At 42.9% G+C, this 19,019-nt stretch carries 23 protein-coding genes; 3 read left to right on the top strand and 20 right to left on the bottom strand.

What is annotated here, in order from left to right; all coding sequences use genetic code 11:
• Window positions 1-124: 124 nt before the first annotated feature.
• The 11 genes from mtrB to CN378_RS01570 all read right to left on the bottom strand — a co-directional run bounded on the left by mtrB (window position 125) and on the right by CN378_RS01570 (window position 9,274).
• Window positions 125-346: a trp RNA-binding attenuation protein MtrB gene (gene mtrB / locus CN378_RS01620; protein WP_034758340.1), complete on the bottom strand. Its 222-nt coding sequence runs from the start codon at window positions 344-346 to the stop codon at window positions 125-127.
• Window positions 347-358: 12 nt separating this feature from the next.
• The gene (folE, locus tag CN378_RS01615) at window positions 359-925 is read right to left on the bottom strand and encodes a GTP cyclohydrolase I FolE (RefSeq protein WP_098350192.1); all 567 of its coding nucleotides are present in this window, start codon (window positions 923-925) and stop codon (window positions 359-361) included.
• A 228-nt stretch (window positions 926-1,153) separates the two neighbouring features.
• A complete protein-coding gene (locus tag CN378_RS01610; protein ID WP_169213765.1) occupies window positions 1,154-1,426 on the bottom strand; it encodes an HU family DNA-binding protein in 273 nt (90 codons plus the stop codon).
• 611 nt (window positions 1,427-2,037) lie between these two features.
• Window positions 2,038-3,516, bottom strand: a complete 1,479-nt coding sequence (gene spoIVA / locus CN378_RS01605; RefSeq protein ID WP_034758333.1) for a stage IV sporulation protein A — start codon at window positions 3,514-3,516, stop codon at window positions 2,038-2,040.
• 254 nt (window positions 3,517-3,770) lie between these two features.
• A complete protein-coding gene (locus CN378_RS01600) occupies window positions 3,771-4,439 on the bottom strand; it encodes a hypothetical protein (RefSeq protein WP_483295043.1) in 669 nt (222 codons plus the stop codon).
• 71 nt (window positions 4,440-4,510) lie between these two features.
• Entirely contained in the window at window positions 4,511-4,699 is a 189-nt protein-coding gene (locus tag CN378_RS01595; protein ID WP_098350333.1) for a DUF2768 domain-containing protein, read from the bottom strand.
• 337 nt (window positions 4,700-5,036) lie between these two features.
• Window positions 5,037-6,083: an NAD(P)H-dependent glycerol-3-phosphate dehydrogenase gene (locus CN378_RS01590; protein ID WP_098350189.1), complete on the bottom strand. Its 1,047-nt coding sequence runs from the start codon at window positions 6,081-6,083 to the stop codon at window positions 5,037-5,039.
• A 17-nt stretch (window positions 6,084-6,100) separates the two neighbouring features.
• On the bottom strand, window positions 6,101-7,411 hold the full coding sequence (der, locus tag CN378_RS01585; protein ID WP_098350188.1) for a ribosome biogenesis GTPase Der: 1,311 nt from the start codon (window positions 7,409-7,411) through the stop codon (window positions 6,101-6,103).
• 167 nt (window positions 7,412-7,578) lie between these two features.
• Window positions 7,579-7,770: a capping complex subunit for YIEGIA gene (locus tag CN378_RS01580; RefSeq protein ID WP_098350187.1), complete on the bottom strand. Its 192-nt coding sequence runs from the start codon at window positions 7,768-7,770 to the stop codon at window positions 7,579-7,581.
• Window positions 7,767-8,663, bottom strand: a complete 897-nt coding sequence (locus tag CN378_RS01575; protein ID WP_098350186.1) for a YIEGIA family protein — start codon at window positions 8,661-8,663, stop codon at window positions 7,767-7,769. The genes CN378_RS01580 and CN378_RS01575 overlap by 4 nt, the downstream gene beginning before the upstream one ends.
• Complete coding sequence (locus tag CN378_RS01570; RefSeq protein ID WP_098350185.1) at window positions 8,660-9,274, bottom strand: YphA family membrane protein; 615 nt, start codon at window positions 9,272-9,274, stop codon at window positions 8,660-8,662. Before CN378_RS01570 ends, CN378_RS01575 begins: the two co-directional genes overlap by 4 nt.
• 108 nt (window positions 9,275-9,382) lie before the next feature.
• Here CN378_RS01570 and CN378_RS01565 point away from each other — a divergent pair, with 108 nt between their 5' ends.
• Window positions 9,383-9,505, top strand: coding sequence for a YpzI family protein (locus CN378_RS01565; RefSeq protein WP_098350184.1), 123 nt, complete (start codon window positions 9,383-9,385; stop codon window positions 9,503-9,505).
• Between the two features lie 78 nt (window positions 9,506-9,583).
• Here the strand turns inward: CN378_RS01565 and fni are convergent, their stop codons facing one another.
• From fni to sleB, 8 genes are all read right to left on the bottom strand, one after another.
• Window positions 9,584-10,639, bottom strand: coding sequence for a type 2 isopentenyl-diphosphate Delta-isomerase (gene fni / locus CN378_RS01560; protein ID WP_098350183.1), 1,056 nt, complete (start codon window positions 10,637-10,639; stop codon window positions 9,584-9,586).
• 12 nt (window positions 10,640-10,651) lie between these two features.
• A complete protein-coding gene (gene rpsA, locus CN378_RS01555) occupies window positions 10,652-11,785 on the bottom strand; it encodes a 30S ribosomal protein S1 (protein ID WP_098350332.1) in 1,134 nt (377 codons plus the stop codon).
• A 119-nt stretch (window positions 11,786-11,904) separates the two neighbouring features.
• On the bottom strand, window positions 11,905-12,486 hold the full coding sequence (locus CN378_RS01550) for a lysophospholipid acyltransferase family protein (RefSeq protein WP_098350182.1): 582 nt from the start codon (window positions 12,484-12,486) through the stop codon (window positions 11,905-11,907).
• Between the two features lies 1 nt (window position 12,487).
• Window positions 12,488-13,156, bottom strand: coding sequence for a (d)CMP kinase (gene cmk / locus CN378_RS01545; protein WP_483295038.1), 669 nt, complete (start codon window positions 13,154-13,156; stop codon window positions 12,488-12,490).
• Window positions 13,157-13,287: 131 nt separating this feature from the next.
• Entirely contained in the window at window positions 13,288-13,476 is a 189-nt protein-coding gene (locus tag CN378_RS01540; protein ID WP_098350180.1) for a YpfB family protein, read from the bottom strand.
• Between the two features lie 52 nt (window positions 13,477-13,528).
• Window positions 13,529-14,155, bottom strand: coding sequence for a flagellar brake protein (locus tag CN378_RS01535; protein ID WP_257140961.1), 627 nt, complete (start codon window positions 14,153-14,155; stop codon window positions 13,529-13,531).
• Between the two features lie 166 nt (window positions 14,156-14,321).
• Window positions 14,322-15,668 carry a germination protein YpeB gene (gene ypeB / locus CN378_RS01530; RefSeq protein ID WP_098350179.1) on the bottom strand — a complete coding sequence of 449 codons (1,347 nt, stop codon included), beginning with the start codon at window positions 15,666-15,668 and terminating at the stop codon, window positions 14,322-14,324.
• 13 nt (window positions 15,669-15,681) lie between these two features.
• Window positions 15,682-16,494: a spore cortex-lytic enzyme gene (gene sleB, locus CN378_RS01525; RefSeq protein ID WP_257140966.1), complete on the bottom strand. Its 813-nt coding sequence runs from the start codon at window positions 16,492-16,494 to the stop codon at window positions 15,682-15,684.
• A gap of 261 nt (window positions 16,495-16,755) precedes the next feature.
• Between sleB and CN378_RS01520 the strand changes: the two genes are divergently transcribed.
• On the top strand, window positions 16,756-17,100 hold the full coding sequence (locus tag CN378_RS01520; RefSeq protein WP_098350177.1) for a hypothetical protein: 345 nt from the start codon (window positions 16,756-16,758) through the stop codon (window positions 17,098-17,100).
• 76 nt (window positions 17,101-17,176) lie between these two features.
• Here CN378_RS01520 and prsW read toward each other — a convergent pair whose 3' ends face one another.
• Complete coding sequence (prsW, locus tag CN378_RS01515; RefSeq protein WP_098350176.1) at window positions 17,177-17,860, bottom strand: glutamic-type intramembrane protease PrsW; 684 nt, start codon at window positions 17,858-17,860, stop codon at window positions 17,177-17,179.
• 87 nt (window positions 17,861-17,947) lie between these two features.
• Here prsW and CN378_RS01510 point away from each other — a divergent pair, with 87 nt between their 5' ends.
• On the top strand, window positions 17,948-18,925 hold the full coding sequence (locus CN378_RS01510; RefSeq protein ID WP_098350175.1) for an asparaginase: 978 nt from the start codon (window positions 17,948-17,950) through the stop codon (window positions 18,923-18,925).
• Window positions 18,926-19,019 lie beyond the last annotated feature (94 nt).

The raw sequence follows: 19,019 nt of genomic DNA, 5'->3' as shown, positions 1-19,019 counted from the left end.
CAAAAGGGAGCATGAGTCTTATCCCGTTAAGCTGATTATAACAAATGGGACGACCACGAAGCCGAAAACTTCTTGGTCCGTCCCACCATTATTCTTCTCTATGAGCAAAATTTAGAATAGAGGATTATTTTTTGTTATCACTTTCAACCTCGCCGTAACTGGTGACGATTGTCGCTTTCCCTCTTACTTTAATTGCAGATGTATGATCTGTGAATTGGGCGATCATGACTTCACCTTTATCCAGTTTCTCAGAATGATGAAACCGGGTGTCGGTTCCTCTTGTCAGCCCGATCACATTCACACCATCTTCAATCGCTTTAATGACAATATAATCATTCGAATTCATCAGTCGTCACTCCTAATTCTTTATAAAAGAAAGAACTTCACTGCGTGCCTGAGCGTCTTCTTTGAACGTACCTCTTACAGCTGTAGTCACTGTACTTGAGCCCGGCTTCTTCACACCCCTCATTGTCATACACATATGCTCCGCTTCCACGACCACCATGACACCGTGGGGCAGGAGGGTTTCCATGATGGTGTCCGCCACCGTGGAAGTGATTCTTTCTTGAAGCTGAGGGCGTTTAGCTACGGACTCAACCGCTCTAGCAAGTTTACTTAATCCGGCCACACGGCCATCTCTTGGAATATAAGCTACATGTGCTTTGCCGTAAAAAGGAACCAGATGATGCTCACACATTGAGTAAAATGGAATATCTTTCACAAGCACAAGCTCTTCGTGTTCTTCACTGAATATCGTTTCAAAGTATTCTTTTGGATCGTGATCGAGCCCTGAAAACACTTCTGCGTACATTTTCGCCACGCGCTTTGGCGTATCTAATAAACCTTCTCTATTAGGATTCTCTCCAATAGCTTCTAATATTAATCGAACTGCTTCTTCTATTTGGCCATGATTGACTTGTGCCATAATGTTGTCCTCCTATAATAACTTAAAGAAATAGTAACATTGTTAATATTAGCACAAGCCCATAATGTCATCAAAGACTAGTGCTTTGGAAGTTTTTTTAATCATATCAATCAATCGTTTAAAGAAGAAGATTTCTTACATATTTTCAAGGAGAACATCCTATACTATTGGTGAACAAAAAAAGGCCGCATTAATATGCGACCTTCTTGTTACGCTCAAAGTATGTAATTATTTTACAGCTTCTTTAAGCGCTTTACCTGGTTTGAAAGCAGGTACTTTGCTTGCTGAGATTTCGATCTCTTCACCTGTTTGTGGGTTGCGACCTTTACGGGCTGCACGCTCACGTACTTCGAAGTTACCGAATCCGATTAATTGTACTTTATCACCGTTTGCAAGTGAATCTTGAATTGTATCGAAAACAGCGTCAACCGCTTTTGTAGCGTCCTTCTTAGATAGCTCAGCAGCTTCTGCAACAGCATTGATTAGTTCTGTCTTGTTCATGCCATTCACCTCCTCCCAAGGAAATGTCTCAGTCATGATTCATTTTCTTTAATATCATTAGTAAACAACTTTAGCGAATTCTATACATGAAGTATAGAAAAAACGCTTGAAAACGTTGATGAATCAATATTCAACAACAATTCTGTTAAAAGATTATCACAATAGATTGACCTTAGCAAGAACAAATCAAGAAATAATGGGAATCTTTTCTTATTTGAAACACAAATGTAATAGACTCCCCTCAGATCCCTTTATCCCTGCGCTCTATTCAACTTATCACTTCTTCTTGTTGACTGCAACTTCTACCCTCACCTGCAAGCTACTCTATCTTACTTCCCAACCTTGGAATCCCTTAAACATCGACACCACTTTTTCATCCTGTATGCATATCTTCCAGAATGGATATCCCTTGAAGTTTCCACCTCATGAACCTATATATATCAACGGTTCATAGCTTATCCGTTCGTTTCCTTGCTTTTATCTTCCCCACTTAAAATTCATAAATATACAAAGTGCAAGCTTCTTCCATCTACCATCCAGAGCTAAAAAAAATAAAACCATTTCAAAGAAGCCAAATAAAAAAAGACCCTCCTAAGAAGGTCAAAAGATACTTATAAAATAATGGCGATCAAACCACCGGAGCCTTCGTTAATGATTCTTTCCAACGTATCCTTAAGCTTATACCGTGCATTCTCTGGCATTAAGGATAGTTTCGCCTGTATCCCCTCTCTGACGATGGAACTTAAGCTTCTCCCGAAAATATCGGAGTTCCATATGGACAGCGGGTCATCTTCGAAATCCTGCATTAAGTAGCGCACCAGTTCTTCGCTCTGTTTTTCTGTACCGATGATCGGTTCGAACTTTGACTGTACATCCACTTTGATCATGTGTATCGATGGAGCCACTGCTTTCAGGCTGACGCCGAATCTTGCGCCCTGTCTGATGATTTCAGGTTCATCCAGGCTCATATCATTCAATGATGGGGCAGCGATGCCATATCCTGTCTGCTTCACCATTCTGAGGGCATCGGAGATTTGATCATATTCGGCTTTTGCATGAGCGAAATCCTGCATCAATTCCAGGAGATGATCTTTCCCGCGGATTTCCACCCCTACAATCTCTTTCAGGACTTCATCATACAGTTCATCAGGAGCGTACAGGTCGATTTCAGCTATCCCCTGACCCATGTCGATACCGGCAAGCCCTGCACGTTCGATATGATCAAACTCACTGAAATAATGGACAACCCGGTCCACATCCCGGAGGCGCTTAATATCCTTCACTGTTTCTTTCACAGCTTCCTGATAGTTCTGTCTTAACCAATGCTCTTCTTTCAGTACCATTACCCAGCTAGGAAGATTGACATTCACTTCAAGTACCGGGAATTCAAATAATGCTTCTCTCAGAACATTGAGAACATCCGAATCCCTCATGCTCTCCACACTCATGGCGAGTACCGGGATATCATACTTATCTTGAAGCTTCACTCTCAGGTCTTCCGTCTCAGGGGCATGAGGCCTTGCCGAGTTGATGACCATGATAAATGGCTTACCTACTTCTTTCAGTTCCTCGATGACCCGTTCTTCCGCCTCAATGTAGTCCCCCCTGCCGATTTCCCCGATAGAGCCGTCCGTCGTGACAACCACTCCGATCGTGGAGTGTTCCTGAATCACTTTCCGCGTGCCGATCTCGGCTGCTTCATGGAACGGGATAGGCTCTTCATACCATGGTGTATTGATCATCCTGGGCCCATTTTCATCCTCATATCCCTTGGCACCCGGGACCGTATATCCCACACAATCTACCAATCTAATATTCACTTCGAGACCTTCATCGACGTGAACGGAGATGGCTTGATTCGGAACAAATTTCGGTTCAGTCGTCATGATGGTCCTGCCTGCCGCACTTTGAGGCAGCTCATCCTGCGCCCTTGCACGTTCTGATTCACTTGCGATGTTAGGAAGGACGACAAGTTCCATGAACTTCTTGATGAATGTTGATTTTCCTGTTCTAACTGCTCCTACCACACCTAAATAGATATCTCCGCCTGTTCTTTCGGCAATGTCTTTAAATAGATCGACTCTTTCCAAGAGATTCCCTCCCATCTTATATTCCAGGGATGTTTCATCCGTGTATTCTGTGTCTCACATTCTATAGTTATGATGTTGTCCCAATGACTTATGACTATTAATATGCTTTTTTTCCCCCCTTATGATTAAAAGTGAAAAATTTATTATGTCTTAAGCATTTATGATCATTTGTTTTGATGAAATAACCCTATAAAGGATGACATAAAAATAATAACCCTTCCCTTACAATATATTTTGCAAGAAAAGGGTTATGCCTATTTTGTCATAAAGACAGGTTCGTTATTTTCATCGACCGTATATGGCAAAGAATACGCAGGAACAAAAAATGTGTCCTTCACAAGTATTTCCCTGATATCTTCACCTTTTTTAAATTCTTTATCACTGGATGTAAGTGTTTCATATAAGTCCATTGAGTAGTCCACAAAAATGTCACCGTCCCCATTAATGACGAGGGGAAGATTTTTATTGGAGTAAGGGCTGTTCACATAGACTTCATCATCATAGCCAAGCTCCTTATAGTTCAGCGTATAGACATTGTTTGCTACTTCCTTTTTAAACGGAGGATAATCTTGAGCTTGAATCCTGATCTTCAATTCCCTGATTTGTTCAGCCAATCGAAGATCGAATATCTTGACTTCGGGCTTTTCTTCCACATTCACCAGGACATATTGAAAGATCCCGCCATTTTCAAAGGCATTGCCCGGGATTTCGGGTAAGTATCTGGGGGACAATTTTCTGAAATCAATCGGATATTTCTGATAAATGGGGGTATCCTGGTCCCGTGTCTTAATTGGCAGCAGTCCGCTGTTGTCCTTCTGATAGGTTTCCACTGCCTCTTGTACAGCCTTCACCTGGGTTTCATAAGGGATCTGATTTTGGCTCAACTCTTCCTTCGGATACATGCAACCGGAAAGAATACTCATCGTAACTATAAGAAGAAATGCTGTTACACTTATGCGCTTCAATCTAAAACGTCCTTTCAATCGGGCGGATCCTAATTGGTCGGTCCGCTTAATACTATATAAATCATCATGAGTCCACCAGCAATCATCATTATGTATGCCAAGAAAGCTGTGACAAAACGCAGGAATTTCTGCTTAATCTTATACCTGCTGAAATAAATCGTCAATATGGCAAAAAACATGAATCCCATTGAAGCAAACGAAATCCACATCTTCATCATTGAATCCAAAGTACATCCCTCCTGTTATCGAATGTATTATATCATAAGATTTTCACGAAAGAATAGAAAAGATTGGTTGTTCAAGAATCTGTTATAAACGGCAGGGAGGTTTTTTTCCCTCTTCCAGTGAAAAATCAAAAAAAGCCACTCAAGTATTTCAACATCCGAGACGTCGAAATACTCGAGCAGCTCTAAAAAAGGAGACCTACCCATCCATAGGCAAAGCTGTATATATTCATGACAGTGTATGCAGGAGGAGCAGTGTTCGCATCCTCGAATGCCTATAAATTGAGGATTAATTCTGCTTTTATCAAAAATTCCCATTTACGATTCAGGATCAGGTCAAACGTTCTCCAAGTATATTCACAAGGTCTTCCATTTCATTCGTTTTCACACGACCCATTAAATGGTCAACCGCTTCTTTCGCTTCTACTTTATTAAAAAGAACATCGTAAAGGGCATCCGTAATCGGCATATTTACTTCATACTTCTCAGCCAGCTGGTGGGCCGCTTTCGTCGTGCGTACCCCTTCCACTACCATACCCATGTTGGCCAGAACCTCATCAAGGTTATGACCCTTACCGAGCATGTTCCCGGCTCTCCAGTTTCTTGAATGGACACTTGTACACGTCACGATGAGGTCACCGATACCCGTCAAGCCTGAAAACGTTAACGGATTGGCCCCCATCTTGGTTCCCAATCGGGCGATTTCGGCAAGCCCACGCGTGATAAGAGCCGCTTTAGCATTATCTCCATACCCCAAACCGTCTGTAATCCCTGCAGCAAGGGCGATGATATTCTTCAGTGCCCCGCCGATTTCAACACCTAGCATATCAGGGTTTGTATATACACGGAAATTCATGTTCATGAACAGATCCTGAACCTCTTCTGCCGCTTTCATATCCTTGGAAGAAACGGTTACAGTCGTAGGGTGCCTTAAGCTCACTTCTTCGGCGTGACTCGGTCCTGACAGCACCACTACTGTATGTAAATTCTCAGGTGACATTTCATCTTCGATCATTTCAGAAATCCTGAGGAGGGAATCTGGTTCGATTCCCTTACTCACATGAACAACGGTCAAGGGTGCCCGCTGCACCTCCTGGATTTGTCCCAGGACCCCGCGGATTGCTTTCGTAGGGACAGCCAGAATAATCGTTTCAACGCCATCCAAAGACTCACCAAGGTCGTGATACCCTATGATGGTTTCAGGGAGCTCGATCTCTTTCAAATACTTTTGATTGGTATGCTTAGAGTTGATTTCATCGATTTGTTCTTTCTTGTGGCCCCAAAGCCTGACTTCCAAACCATTATCAGCAAGCACCATCGCAAGAGCCGTACCCCAGCTGCCTGCACCAACTACCGTTACGTTTTTTGAACTTTTCATTTTTTACACCCACCTTATTATTTTCTAGCACGGGCAATAATACGAATAGGGGTTCCTTCAAATCCAAATGCATCACGAATTCTATTCTCCAAGAATCGTTCGTAAGAGAAGTGCATCAATTCAGGGTCATTTACGAACACGACGAAAGTAGGAGGCTTGACAGCCACTTGTGTCGCGTAGTAAATCCGGAGTCTCTTACCATTATCCGTCGGTGTGGGATTCATTGCAACCGCATCCATGACCACCTCGTTCAACACGCTGGATTGAACACGCATGGCATGGTTTTCACTTGCCGTATTGATGATCGGAAGCAGTGTATGAATGCGTTTCTTTGTTTTTGCGGATAGGAAAACAATCGGAGCATAGTCAAGGAATTGAAAATGTTCGCGGATATTCTTTTCCCATTTGTTCATGGTCTTCTCATCTTTATCCACGGCATCCCACTTATTCACGACAATCACCACAGCACGGCCGGCATCGTGGGCATATCCCGCGATCTTCTTATCCTGCTCAATGATACCCTCTTCACCGTCAATGACGGAAAGGACGACATCTGAACGCTCAATGGCTCTGAGGGCTCTAAGCACACTATATTTTTCAGTCGTTTCGTACACTTTCCCTTTTTTCCTCATACCGGCTGTGTCAATGATGACATAGTCCTGTCCATCATACGTGTAAGTGGAGTCGATTGCGTCCCTTGTCGTCCCAGCTACATTACTGACGATGACTCGGTCTTCCCCTAACAAAGCATTTACCAGAGACGATTTTCCTACGTTCGGGCGACCGATCAAAGAAAATTTGATCACATCTTCGGCATATTCCTCTTCCTCTTCATGTTTGAAGTTCTTGACGACCTCGTCGAGAAGATCCCCCAAACCAAGTCCATGTGAACCCGAAATCGGAAACGGCTCGCCAAATCCCAATGAATAGAAATCATAAATCATTTCTCTCATTTCCGGGTTATCGATCTTATTAATGCCGAGAACGACCGGTTTCTTGGAACGATAAAGAATCTTGGCGACGATTTCATCAGCCGCTGTGACGCCTTCACGGCCATTTGTCAAGAAGACGATGACATCGGCTTCATCTATCGCAATTTCAGCCTGTTGTCTGATCTGGTCCAGGAAGGGTTCGTTCCCAAGTTCGATCCCCCCTGTGTCGATGATATTGAATTCATGCGTCAGCCACTCTGCAGAACTATATATACGGTCTCTTGTTACACCAGGTACATCTTCAACTATGGATATTCTTTCTCCAACAATTCTATTAAAGATCGTGGACTTTCCGACGTTCGGACGCCCTACGATTGCTACTACTGGTTTAGTCACATTATTCACCCTTTCTGTAAGAAGTTGTCCTGTTCTTACATTTCCTCTTTTTAAGCCTTTCAATCTAACCTGAGCTATGCATAAGAAGGACTGGCCCTTAAGGTATTTCCTTATGGGACAGTCCCCCCTAACTTTACTATTTTATCAATAAACGAATCAACTGGCAATCAGTGTTTTACAATGATGAAAAGTCCATCATCGATTTCGTGGGCAATCCCATCAAGAATTGCCTCCAGGTTCGCACATATTTTTTGTAATTCTTCATCTGTTTTACAATAAAAGACGCTTGTTCCAGCCGGTACTTTTTCAGGTGTGGTCGTCACCGTTGCAAGGATGAATTTTTGTATGGTTGTACTCATTTCAATTTACTCCCCTTCTGATTCGCTTTCGACTCAGACGGCATCCTTATCGCATTTTCCAGGGTCGGAACCTGCCCAAGGATGGCGATCGCCTTTTCTACATCCTTACGCTGTGGAAGGACGAAAACCCCGATCCTGCCATCATCTAAATCTCTCTTGGCAAGTGGAGTCAATGCAGGTGTCCCCGAGTCTTTAAAGATCCCCAGGGAGGTAGACATATCATGTAAAATAGCCTGTCTTTGCCCCAGGTTGGCGAGCGTCGACCTGGCATCGAAGGATTTAGGCGAAAGGATGAACCCCATCCCATACCGTAAGATCTCCTCCTGCCTTACTTTCAAACCTATATTCATGATGTAAATATTATCAACATATAAACCCGCTCCGTCAAAACGCGGCTTCACATATTCAATGTCAACAATGTCCTTTAATCGTCCGCCGGCCATCAGTTTATGAGCCAATACCATACAGATCGCGCTGATCAATATAGCCGCATATATATTAATGACGATGTAGGCGATCGTGGCAAGAAGAGAGGTGAAGATGACTAAGTAATTACGGCTTTCAAAGGCAACGGCAATCCCCTCAATGTATGTAGCCCCTCTTGGGACGAGTTCATAAGCATCCAGCTCTGTCAAAGTGTTTCTCTCCATATTCCTCACATCCCGAAACTGTGAGGCCGCAACGGTCAAGAATGTAATCGCCGTAAAATTCTCCTCAAGCAATGCCGGAATGGCGATGGTACCTAGCCCTGCCGCAATGAACCCAAGGGCAATATGGATAATCTTTCCGTGCAGATAAGTTGGATATTGGCGATAGTCTGTGCGGAGCATATAAATTCTCGTCAAGGTCCCCACAACCACGCCAAAGATCACCGGATACACATACACATTCATAGATTTCTCATTTCCCCCTTATTTGTTTGTGATTTAAGATTTACGATCTGATTTAATTCTCCCAGTATCTTGATGACAAGTAGCAGCCCGACGGACAAAGCCAGGATATCCAGGTATGCAGGACTTCCAATGGCATAGGAAAAACCAATCTTATTCAAAGGAATACTCAGAAAAATATCACCAACCACACTACTTCCAAGAATCGCGATGACGCGGAGCCTGTAAAGGGAAGAATGACTATAGAACAGAATACTGACGAGAACGAACGACAAAGAAATGATGATATCCCGATTCATAAACATGAGGACCGGATCATAAATCGAAAGGCATCCAATGCCTGCATAAAGCATTCCCATCGTGAGAACAGCGATGAGCATGTATAACTTTTCTCTCAAAGCAAAATTCCTTATGTAAAGAATACAAATGAGTGCAAGTACGATAACCGGCAGTGCTACCTCCACAGTGCCGAACTTTATTCCATATGGAAATACACAAATGAGCACCAAACTCATAAAGGCATAACGATAACGATCAGGATGGGACTTTCTCAACAGAAACGTTGTATAAATCCAGATCCCCCAGAGCAACCATAAATATAAAATTCCATCCACCCGACAATCTCTCCCTCCTATTATCTACATTATGGAAAATCTTTATGTATCTCATTCATGTATGAATAAACTTTTCAAAGAAAAAATAAAGAAGGGAGGTGTTTTCGAATGGGTAAAGACCGTCAAGAAAAAAAGCTGAAACAAAGCAAACGAGTAGAATCAGACCGGGACCAGGGCATGCATTACAACGGAGCAACAAGCGTGGAAGGACCGGAAAAAGGAAAGAAGTAACACTAGTTCACAATCAAACACAAATCATACAACAAAAAAAGAACGAATCCTCAAATCTGAGAATTCGTTCTTTTTTGACTAATCAAGCGTTCTGGTGCTATATCTTCCGGGATTCAACCCTCTAACGTCCAGCCAATGATATACGTGGCCAGATAAGACCATTGGTACGCGATGAAGATCTTCAATCCGTCTGCACCCTAGTGCACTCATCAAAAACCGTATGTCGGTATGAATCTGATTCACTTCTTCAATGGTATCCTCAAGACCCGATTCGAGAAGCTGTTTAAGAATGACGCCGGCCATCCCGACAGCCGAAGCCCCTAAGCCGAGGGACTTAATGATATCTAAACTGTTCTGGATACCACCTGAAGCAAGGATAGGCTTCAAGGACGCAGCATGACTCTCAGCAATCGAGATGGCCGTTGGGATGCCCCAATCATCAAAAAAATCCAACATCCGTTTTCGTCGTTGATTTTCGATTTTCGAGAAGTTCGTCCCGCCAAATCCCCCTGCATCGATGGCAGAAATATTTGAGTGGGATAAGGATTCAGCAACCTCACTACTGATACCAAACCCTGTCTCCTTCACAATGACAGGTACTGAAATCCCGTCAGCAATCTCCATGATCCTGTCCAAAGCCCCCCTGAAGTCTCGGTCTCCTTCAGGCATGGTCAATTCCTGAATCACATTCAAATGAATTTGCAGGGCGTTCGCCTCGATCATTTCAACGGCATCCCTTGCCTGCTGGACCGTAGCCTCACTGCCTAAATTCCCGAAAACCATACCATTCGGGTTGTATTTCCGGACGATTTCATACGTTTTACGTTCAGCAGGGTCTTTCAGAGCCGACATTTGGGATCCTACAGCAATGGCAAGGCCCGTTTCCCTGGAAAGGGTCGATAATTCTTCATTGATTTTCGAAGTGGTCTCTCCACCACCACCAGTCATAGCATTTATGAAAATTGGCGAACTCCATTTAAGTTCGCCAATTTCAGTCTGCAGATGAGTCTCATCTACTGCTATATTTGGTAAGCTTTGGTGGACAAAAGCCACTTCATCGAAACCCGTCTTTCGCTGTTGACCGGTTGATAAAGCATAATTAATATGGTCTTGCTTTCTTTGAGCTCTCGTCACAATTCATCACCATTACTTAAGATCTTTTAGTTTGTCTCCAATCATTTCGCCTAATTGGAAGCCGGTACTTTCTTCAGGCATTTCGTAATCCGTTACTTCTTCCTCTTTTTCTTCAAGAGCCTTGATGCTTAAAGATAAGCGTTGTTCGTTTTCGTTCACGTCGAGTACCTTCACTTTCACGTCCTGGTTCTCAGAGAGCACCTCGTGTGGAGTACCGATATGTTTGTGTGAAATTTGAGAGATATGAACAAGTCCTTCAACACCAGGTAATACTTCTACAAATGCACCGTAAGATACCAGGCGTTTTACGACCCCGTCCAGCACGCTGCCTTTAGGAGCCTTCTCGGAAATATCACTCCAAGGTCCAGGAAGTGTTTCTTTAATGGATAAAGAGATACGTTCGTTGTCACGATCGACACTCAGTACCTTCACCTGTACTTTCTGTCCCTCTGTTACTACGTCAGAAGGCTTTTCTACATGTTCATGTGAGAGTTGGGAAATGTGGACCAGCCCATCTACCCCACCAATATCCACAAATGCGCCGAAATCCGTAATGCGCTGAACGGTGCCCTCAAGAACGGCACCTGACTCGATATCTGTCAGCAGCTGTTTCTTTTGTTGCTGCTTTTCTGCTTCTACTACTGCACGATGGGAAAGGATCAAACGGTTCTTCTCCTGATCCAGTTCAACGATTTTAAACGTTAATGTTTTATCCTTATAGTCCGAGAAATCCTCGACATAATAATCTTCGACTAAAGATGCGGGAACAAACCCTCTTACTCCAAGATCGACTACAAGACCGCCTTTGACAACATCTTTCACTTCGGCTTCGAAGACGTCGCCATTTTCAAAGCGGACCTTCATTTCTTCCCATGCCTTTTCAGCATCCACTTTACGCTTGGAAAGAACAAGAAGTTCTTCTTCCACTTTTGTCACGATTAACTCAAGTACATCCCCTTCACTGACTACATCAGAAGCTTTTTCGATATGAAGGCTTGAGAGTTCACTAATTGGAATGATGCCATCCACTTTACTATCTTGAACGTCGACTAAGACTTGTTTTTCTTCAACCTTAGTGACTGTCCCCTTCACTTTTTCACCAATTTCAAGATTTTTCACTTCAATTCCATTCATGTCTTCCATTATGTACTCCTCCTTAATCCATGACTGCAAAGATTTTGATTATTGTGAGACTTCGCAATTTAAAATATTCTTTCTACTAACTTCTAATAAATACTACTTTTTGTCAAGCGGGAAACCTTATATTATTGATGCTCAAGTATCAGTTTTTCGATATGCTGCATAATGATTTCCGTTGTTTTCTCCGCATTTAATCTTTCTTCACGAATACTTTCCATCGGGATTGGTGCCCCGAAAACAACCTTCAATTTCTTAAATGGCTTGTATGGCCCGATGATGGCACAGGGAACAACGTAAGCTTCAGAGCGGAGTGCAAAGAAGCCGGCACCTGCCAATCCCTTGCCGATTTGCCCTGTCTTACTTCTTGTACCCTCTGGAAACAATCCTAAAACATCGCCCTGTTTCAGGACCTGCAATCCCTTTCGGAGTGCTTCCCGGTCACTCATTCCCCTTTTCACCGGGAAAGCGCGTAAATCCGGCAGAAGTTTTCCTAATACAGGCACGCTGAACAGCTCTTCTTTAGCCATGAAGGACACGGGTCTTGGTGCTGAAATCCCGACAACCGGTGGATCCAGATTATCAATATGGTTGGAACAAAGCAGGACTCCGTCGTCTTTAGGGAAATGTTCCAACCCTTTTACCTCTATTCTGTATAAAGGTGAAAGAACCGACTTTACGAGACCTCTGGCAAAGGTATATAGGTTCACTTTAACCTTTCCTTTCTACTAACATCATAATTTGATCCACTACTTCTGATATGGACAGGGAAGTGGTGTCTATTTCCGTTGCATCCCCGGCTTTTTTTAGAGGAGCGATTTCTCTTTCTGAATCAATTTTGTCGCGGCGGGCAATTTCTTCTTTTAATTGTTCCAGATCAGTCGGGTATCCCTTTGAGAGGTTCTCTTCATGTCTCCTTTGGGCCCTTTCATCCACACTTGCAAGTAAGAATACCTTGATTTCGGCATCCGGAATAACATGGGTACCGATATCCCTTCCGTCCATCACCACAGCGCCTTCTTTTGCAAGTAATTGCTGCCTCTTTACCATTTCTTCCCTTACCCGGGAGTGAACGGCTACATGGGACACTGAATTGGTCACAGAAGCCTGGCGGATTTCGTCCGTTACATCTTTCCCGTCCAGGAAAACCAGCTGGCCCTCTTCAGAAGGTTCAAGTTCGATTGTCGTTTCTGATAATAAATGATTCAATTCACTTTCATTATGCAAGTCTACGTTATTGGTCAAAGCTTTATACGTTAAAGAGCGGTACATCGCCCCGGTATCAATATAAAGATAAGATAATTTTCCTGCCACTATTTTTGCAACAGTACTTTTCCCTGCTGCAGCAGGACCATCGATCGCAATTCTTAATTTTTTCAATTCATCCACCTACTTAATTTCCTAATAATTTTCTTTCCCATTTTAACATAAATCTCCGTTTTCGTTTATAGATTCTTTCTTTAAGGATGTTCTTCCGAGAAAAAAGGCCTTCAAGAAAAATAGAGCAGGTATCAATCTCCTGCTCTACGAGAAATGGTTTCTACAATTTCACTGTATTCCATTTTATCCACCCCTTCATAGAAAACGATTTTATGAAGTTCAGGAAGGATATTCAATTGATGAAATACAAACTGGACCGCAATTAATAATATAAAGTGCATGATGGCTAATTTAATTAAGATTCGTTCTACCGTTTTCACCTGGATCACCCTTTTTCCGTTCTAAGAAAAAGTATGTGTATATTTTTACATTTTATTCAAGTAATCCTTTTTTTCTAAGCTCGAGCTGCCTTTCAAAACAATACCTTAAAATAAGTTGTCTCTGATTTTCAGATAAGTGAACAAACTCGATGCTTGCAATCTGTTTATGTTCCTTCTCCCAGACGCGTATCACCCTTCCTTCAATCTCAGCATACTGGCATTCTCCAGTTTGCGTTGGCAGTACGATGATTGTTGTCAGCTTTAATCCACTTTTCAGTTCCATCCCTTTCCTCACCACGACGGCACAGCCTCCTGCACTGAGATCTTCGGTGATGGTCGGATAAAAATGATCATCGATCTTCAATGAGATATCCGTAGTGGCCTCAACACGGACAAACTGCCTCCTTTGAACTTTTACCAATCCTTCATCCCCGGGATAATGCAGATGGATCATCGGAATCTTGGATAATTTCCGACCCATCACTTCCGTTTCAAACATCAGGACCGTTTGCTCATTAATAGTGAAGCTCGCCTTCAGCTGTGTACCATCTATTAAAAAAATGGCTTTTTCCGTTTTGGTATGAATGGGGTAATCAATATAAATCCCTTCATGGGAAAACTCGACCACCCTGCATCTATATTTATCAAATGTTTCATTATGTATAGGTTCCAATTGCAATGTGGTACCTGCTTTTATCATAGTTCGAAATTCCCACTTTCCCATATTATGTATCTATATTATGTCACGAGATCCCCCACCTTTCCATACCTTTTTACCTTGATTCTGAATTTTCCAATAAGAAGAGAGGGAGGGACCTCCGAATGCGGAGGTCCCTCCCTCAATGTCATACGACTTCTTCATAAATGGGCTCTGCATTTTTGAGCCTCTCCACTTTTTCTTCTTCCCCTGTGTTTGCATTGACGAATATTCTATAGGTATCCTTACCCAGCATCCCTAAGAATTCATAACACAGCACTTCTTCGTTCAAATCGTTCACGATCACAGCCAGACGCTCTTCCATCACTTTCAGATTCGGGTTCGTCGTTTCTTTCGCTTTTGCTTTTGTAATGGAAGCTTTAGGGATTTCTCTTTGGTGATTATTCTTTAAGTATTCTTCCGCGGCAAACCCTACAATCTGTCCATTGTCGAGTGCTACTTTTATTTTGACTGAATCAGGATAAATCCTCACTCCATCCAGGACTGTCACATATGTGAAAATACCGATTTTATCATACTGGGCACTCTCAAACATCTCGAGCTTCTGGAAGTTATTTTCCTTTAGGAAAGCCGTCGCTTTATCCGCCGCTTGGTTCAAGCTGATTTTTGCTTCCTTGATTTCACGATTATTGATATACCAGATCGGATATCCGCCTTTTTGCGTGACATCCATACTCGCTTCTGTATTCCCATTTCCGATCGAGACACTATAGAATTTATAATCGGAGCCTTTCCCGCTTTTCGATACTTTCGCATCCTTTGATTTAGGGATCCCCGAATACTTGCGTAAAATCTTGACTGCTTCCTCTTTGGAAATCTCTTTTCCTTTTAACTTCTTGAAGTTTTGATCTTTTTTCTCTGTGTTGACGAAGGTGGTCGTTCCAAAATTCGCCTCATCGTAGCCCGATACATTTTTCTCGACGGTTTTAAAGCCATCGATGATCGTATTATCGGCCTGTTCATTTCCTGATGCCAGAGCAAGCTCTACATCCATCCACCGCAAATTGTTCTCCATGACAAGATGCTGCACTTTCCTCAGCTGATTCTGGATATCTGCACTTTGTTTATACAGGTTTTCCAATGACTTGTATTCTTTATCCGTCAATGGATTCTTGTCTAAGTCCCTTACGGCAACACGATAACTGAAATCACCGATATTGCTTAGGAATTCCTCCGTTTTATTAAACGGCAGGAGGGTAAGGGGAAGCTGACCTACGTCACTGTGTGCCTGTGAAGTCAATCTCCACACGTCGGCAAGGGCCGGTGACAATGATTTTCTTGAGTTCATGGCAAGCGTCGTCCCGATTTTGTCATGAAGCAGGTCCACCTGATAGGTTAACTCATGGAACGCTCTCTGATAGTTATTTTCCGCATTGATTAGTATCGCATTTTTCTCCTGATGTTCCTGGTACCCCCAAAAAGCGGTTCCTGCTACACCAAGGACGAGCACCGTAATTAGAATGACACGTAGCAATTTTCTTCACCTCTTAACTACAGAATATGTGTTTTCCAATCTTCTTGATTTGTGGACGCGACCATATCCACTTGCTTGTTGCCGTCACAGGATTAAAGTAATATAGGGCACTGGATGACGGATCCCAGCCATTTATAGCATCTAAAACCGCTTCTTTCGCCCTTTCATTTGGCGTCAGCCAGATCTGGCCATCAGCCACGGCCGTAAAAGCTCCAGGTTCAAAGATCACCCCTGCCGCCGTATTTGGAAAAGCTGAGCTGTCTATCCGATTAAGAATGACTGCGGCAACAGCGACTTGTCCCTCATACGGTTCACCACGGGCCTCACCATAGACAGCATTAGCCATCAGCTGGATGTCATTTTGAGAGAAACCGTTTGGTGTATTCACTGCAGTAGGCTTGGACGGTGCCGGTTTTGGGGCTGGATTATTTTGAGAAGTGCCTTTTCCCCCTCCTCCACCTGTCGATCCCTTTTGTTTATTTAAATCCGTTCCGCCATAATGGCTAAAGTCATTGCCTTTTTCGATTTGATTTTTCACAAATTCCTTATTGTACTTTGATGCCTTGACGAGTTTTTCTTTTGTTTTCGCACCTGCAAGGCCATCGATTGGAAGCCCGAACTCATATTGAAAGTTGCGGAGTGCCCAATAGGTCCCCCATCCGAACACTCCATCAATATCACCGTTATAATAGCCGATATATTGAAGCCTGGATTGAAGTTCGATGACATCCTCACCCGTTGCGCCATGCTGTATCACCTGATTTGTAAAAGCGTCTGCTTTCTCCCCGTCAGAAGAAATCATAAAGAGAGAACACATAAGCACCATGACGACTGAAGTATAAACCCATTTGAAACGACTATTCATAATGCTTTAACCTCCATATCTTCAATTAACATTAACTCTAGTTTTTGTAGAGGCTCCCATTTTATACAAGTGGAATGATAAAAATATGAAAACGTTAAAAAAGCCCCACTTAAGTGAAGCCCTTCTGATACCACACTGTAATGTCTCAGCAAAAGGGATGTAAACAAGGAGGGTTATAATGGAGTGATAGATCATTCATAAAATTCAAACGGGAGGGTCACGATGGAGGATTATTTAGCAAAATCTCTGGACGAATGGAAAGAGGATATTTCTGAGGTATTGGACCAGATCAATAGTGATTATGAAGATGTAAAGAAAGAATTGAAGGTCTATTCCTATAAGTACGGAATCACAAAGCAAGTCATCCAATCCACAGTGAACGAAGAGATCATTGAAAGCATCCGTGAAATGTATCATAAGCCATTTGAAGAGAAGTATAGTGAACTGAAGGAATACATACGCGACTTGGACGAAAAACGAAAAGTCTTCCAGATGTTTGTGAACAAAATTGACGAAGTGAAGCGGAAAGAAGCCCCTAAAACTGATCTTGCAGCCGCTTATAAATGAACTAAAAACCCCGCCATGGCGGGGTTTTTGCTTCATTACAGGTTCAATATAAAAGACGTCACCACGGGGAGCGCCTTTAAATGACCTCTTTCTTTAATCCGGTTTTGTACTTCTTCTCTGTAAGTTTGTGGGCACTTTTTACTTTCTTTAACCCCAGCCACCACAGGAAAAACATAAACGGAACCATATAGTAGATCCAGTTTTTCTCTGCGAGGAAAATATAGTTATAGGTACCGTGTAACAGGATAGGCAGTGATATGGCAAGAAAAAGCCATTTATGCCGTTCTTCTTTCGAGGAGAACTTAGCCTTTCCCAGATAGTAGCCCATGATGACACCGAAGAGGGCATGACTTGAAACCGGGAGTATCGCCCTGCCGAATGCATGCTCAACACCATTGGCAATCAAGTATAAAATATTTTCAACTGTCGCAAATCCCAATGATACACCGGCTCCGTAGACAATCCCATCATACGGTTCGTTAAAATCGACGTGTTGGAAGATCGCAAACATCAAAATAAACCACTTAAAGAATTCTTCTAGGAATCCTGAGGAAATGAAGGCCGTGGACCAATTGGAATCAATGATCCCTTCGACTTCCAGGACATATTGTAAAAACATGATCGGAAATGTGATAAGGGCCCCGTACATAAACGTTTTAAACACTAGGGTAATGGGTTCTGCCTCATATTGATCACGTAGATAAAAGTAACTTAGCAATGCTAATCCTGGTGCTATACCCGCTGATAAAATCACCAGCATAAAAAAGTCCTCTTTTCTTTCGGTTTTCTTAATCGTATCATGTTAATGTAGGATTGGAAATAGGAATTTAAATGGTTGGAGGAATGAATGATGAAGAAAGATATTTTAGTCATACATACTGGCGGCACCATCTCGATGATGGAAGACGAACAAACAGGAGCCGTAACACCAGGAAAGGAAAATCCGCTCTCTGTTCAGACGTCCATCGTTTCGAATGTCGCGAACCTGAGGGTTGTGGAAGCATTCCATCTGCCTTCTCCTCATATTACGCCGGAACATATGCAGCAGCTTAAAGAAATCATTGAAGAAAATTTCAACGAAAAGGCATTTCATGGGGTCGTCATCACCCACGGGACAGATACACTGGAAGAAACGGCGTATTTTCTGGACTTGACCCTCACCCTTCCCGTTTCCGTCGTGGTGACGGGTGCGATGAGATCAAGCAATGAGATCGGTGCGGACGGTTTATATAACCTGATTTCCTCCGTCCGGGTCGCAGCGGATGAAAAGTCCAAGAACAAAGGGGTTTTAGTCGTCCTGAACGACGAAATCCATTCAGCGAAAAATGTCACCAAAACCCATACAAGCAATGTATCCACTTTTCAGAGTCCACAGTACGGACCGATCGGGATCGTGACGAAAAGAGGGGTCCTCTTCCATCACCAGCCGACCTCTACCGAGCACTACCAAGTGTGCGACATATCTAAAAGAGTGACACTTATCAAAGCATATGCCGGAATGGATTCAGGCTTACTGAGGGCCATAAAGGACCTTCAGTACGATGGGGTGGTTATTGAAGCATTGGGTCAAGGGAATCTTCCCCCGGAAACAGTGACAGGCATCGATGAGCTTCTAAAAGCAAATATACCGGTCGTATTGGTTTCCAGATGCTTCAACGGGATCGTGCAGGACATCTACGGATATTCCGGCGGAGGGAAACAATTGAAGGAGAATGGGGTCATCTTCTCAAACGGTTTGAATGGACAGAAGGCAAGAATTAAATTAATGGTCGCCCTTTCCGAGACAAGGGACATGAAAGAATTAGAAACGATCTTCAAAAACTGATAGATAAAAAAAGCGAAAGAGGCTGGGACAAAACTAGTCTCTAATAGAAAAAAGGTGAATTTGAGGGTGCTCAAATTCACCTTTTTTAATTTTC

This window comes from Bacillus sp. AFS015802 (genome assembly GCF_002561455.1).
GTDB lineage: Bacteria > Bacillota > Bacilli > Bacillales > Bacillaceae_B > Rossellomorea.
The sequence above is the reverse complement of the archived record's forward strand: the minus strand, read 5'-3'. Positions and strand labels throughout refer to the sequence as shown.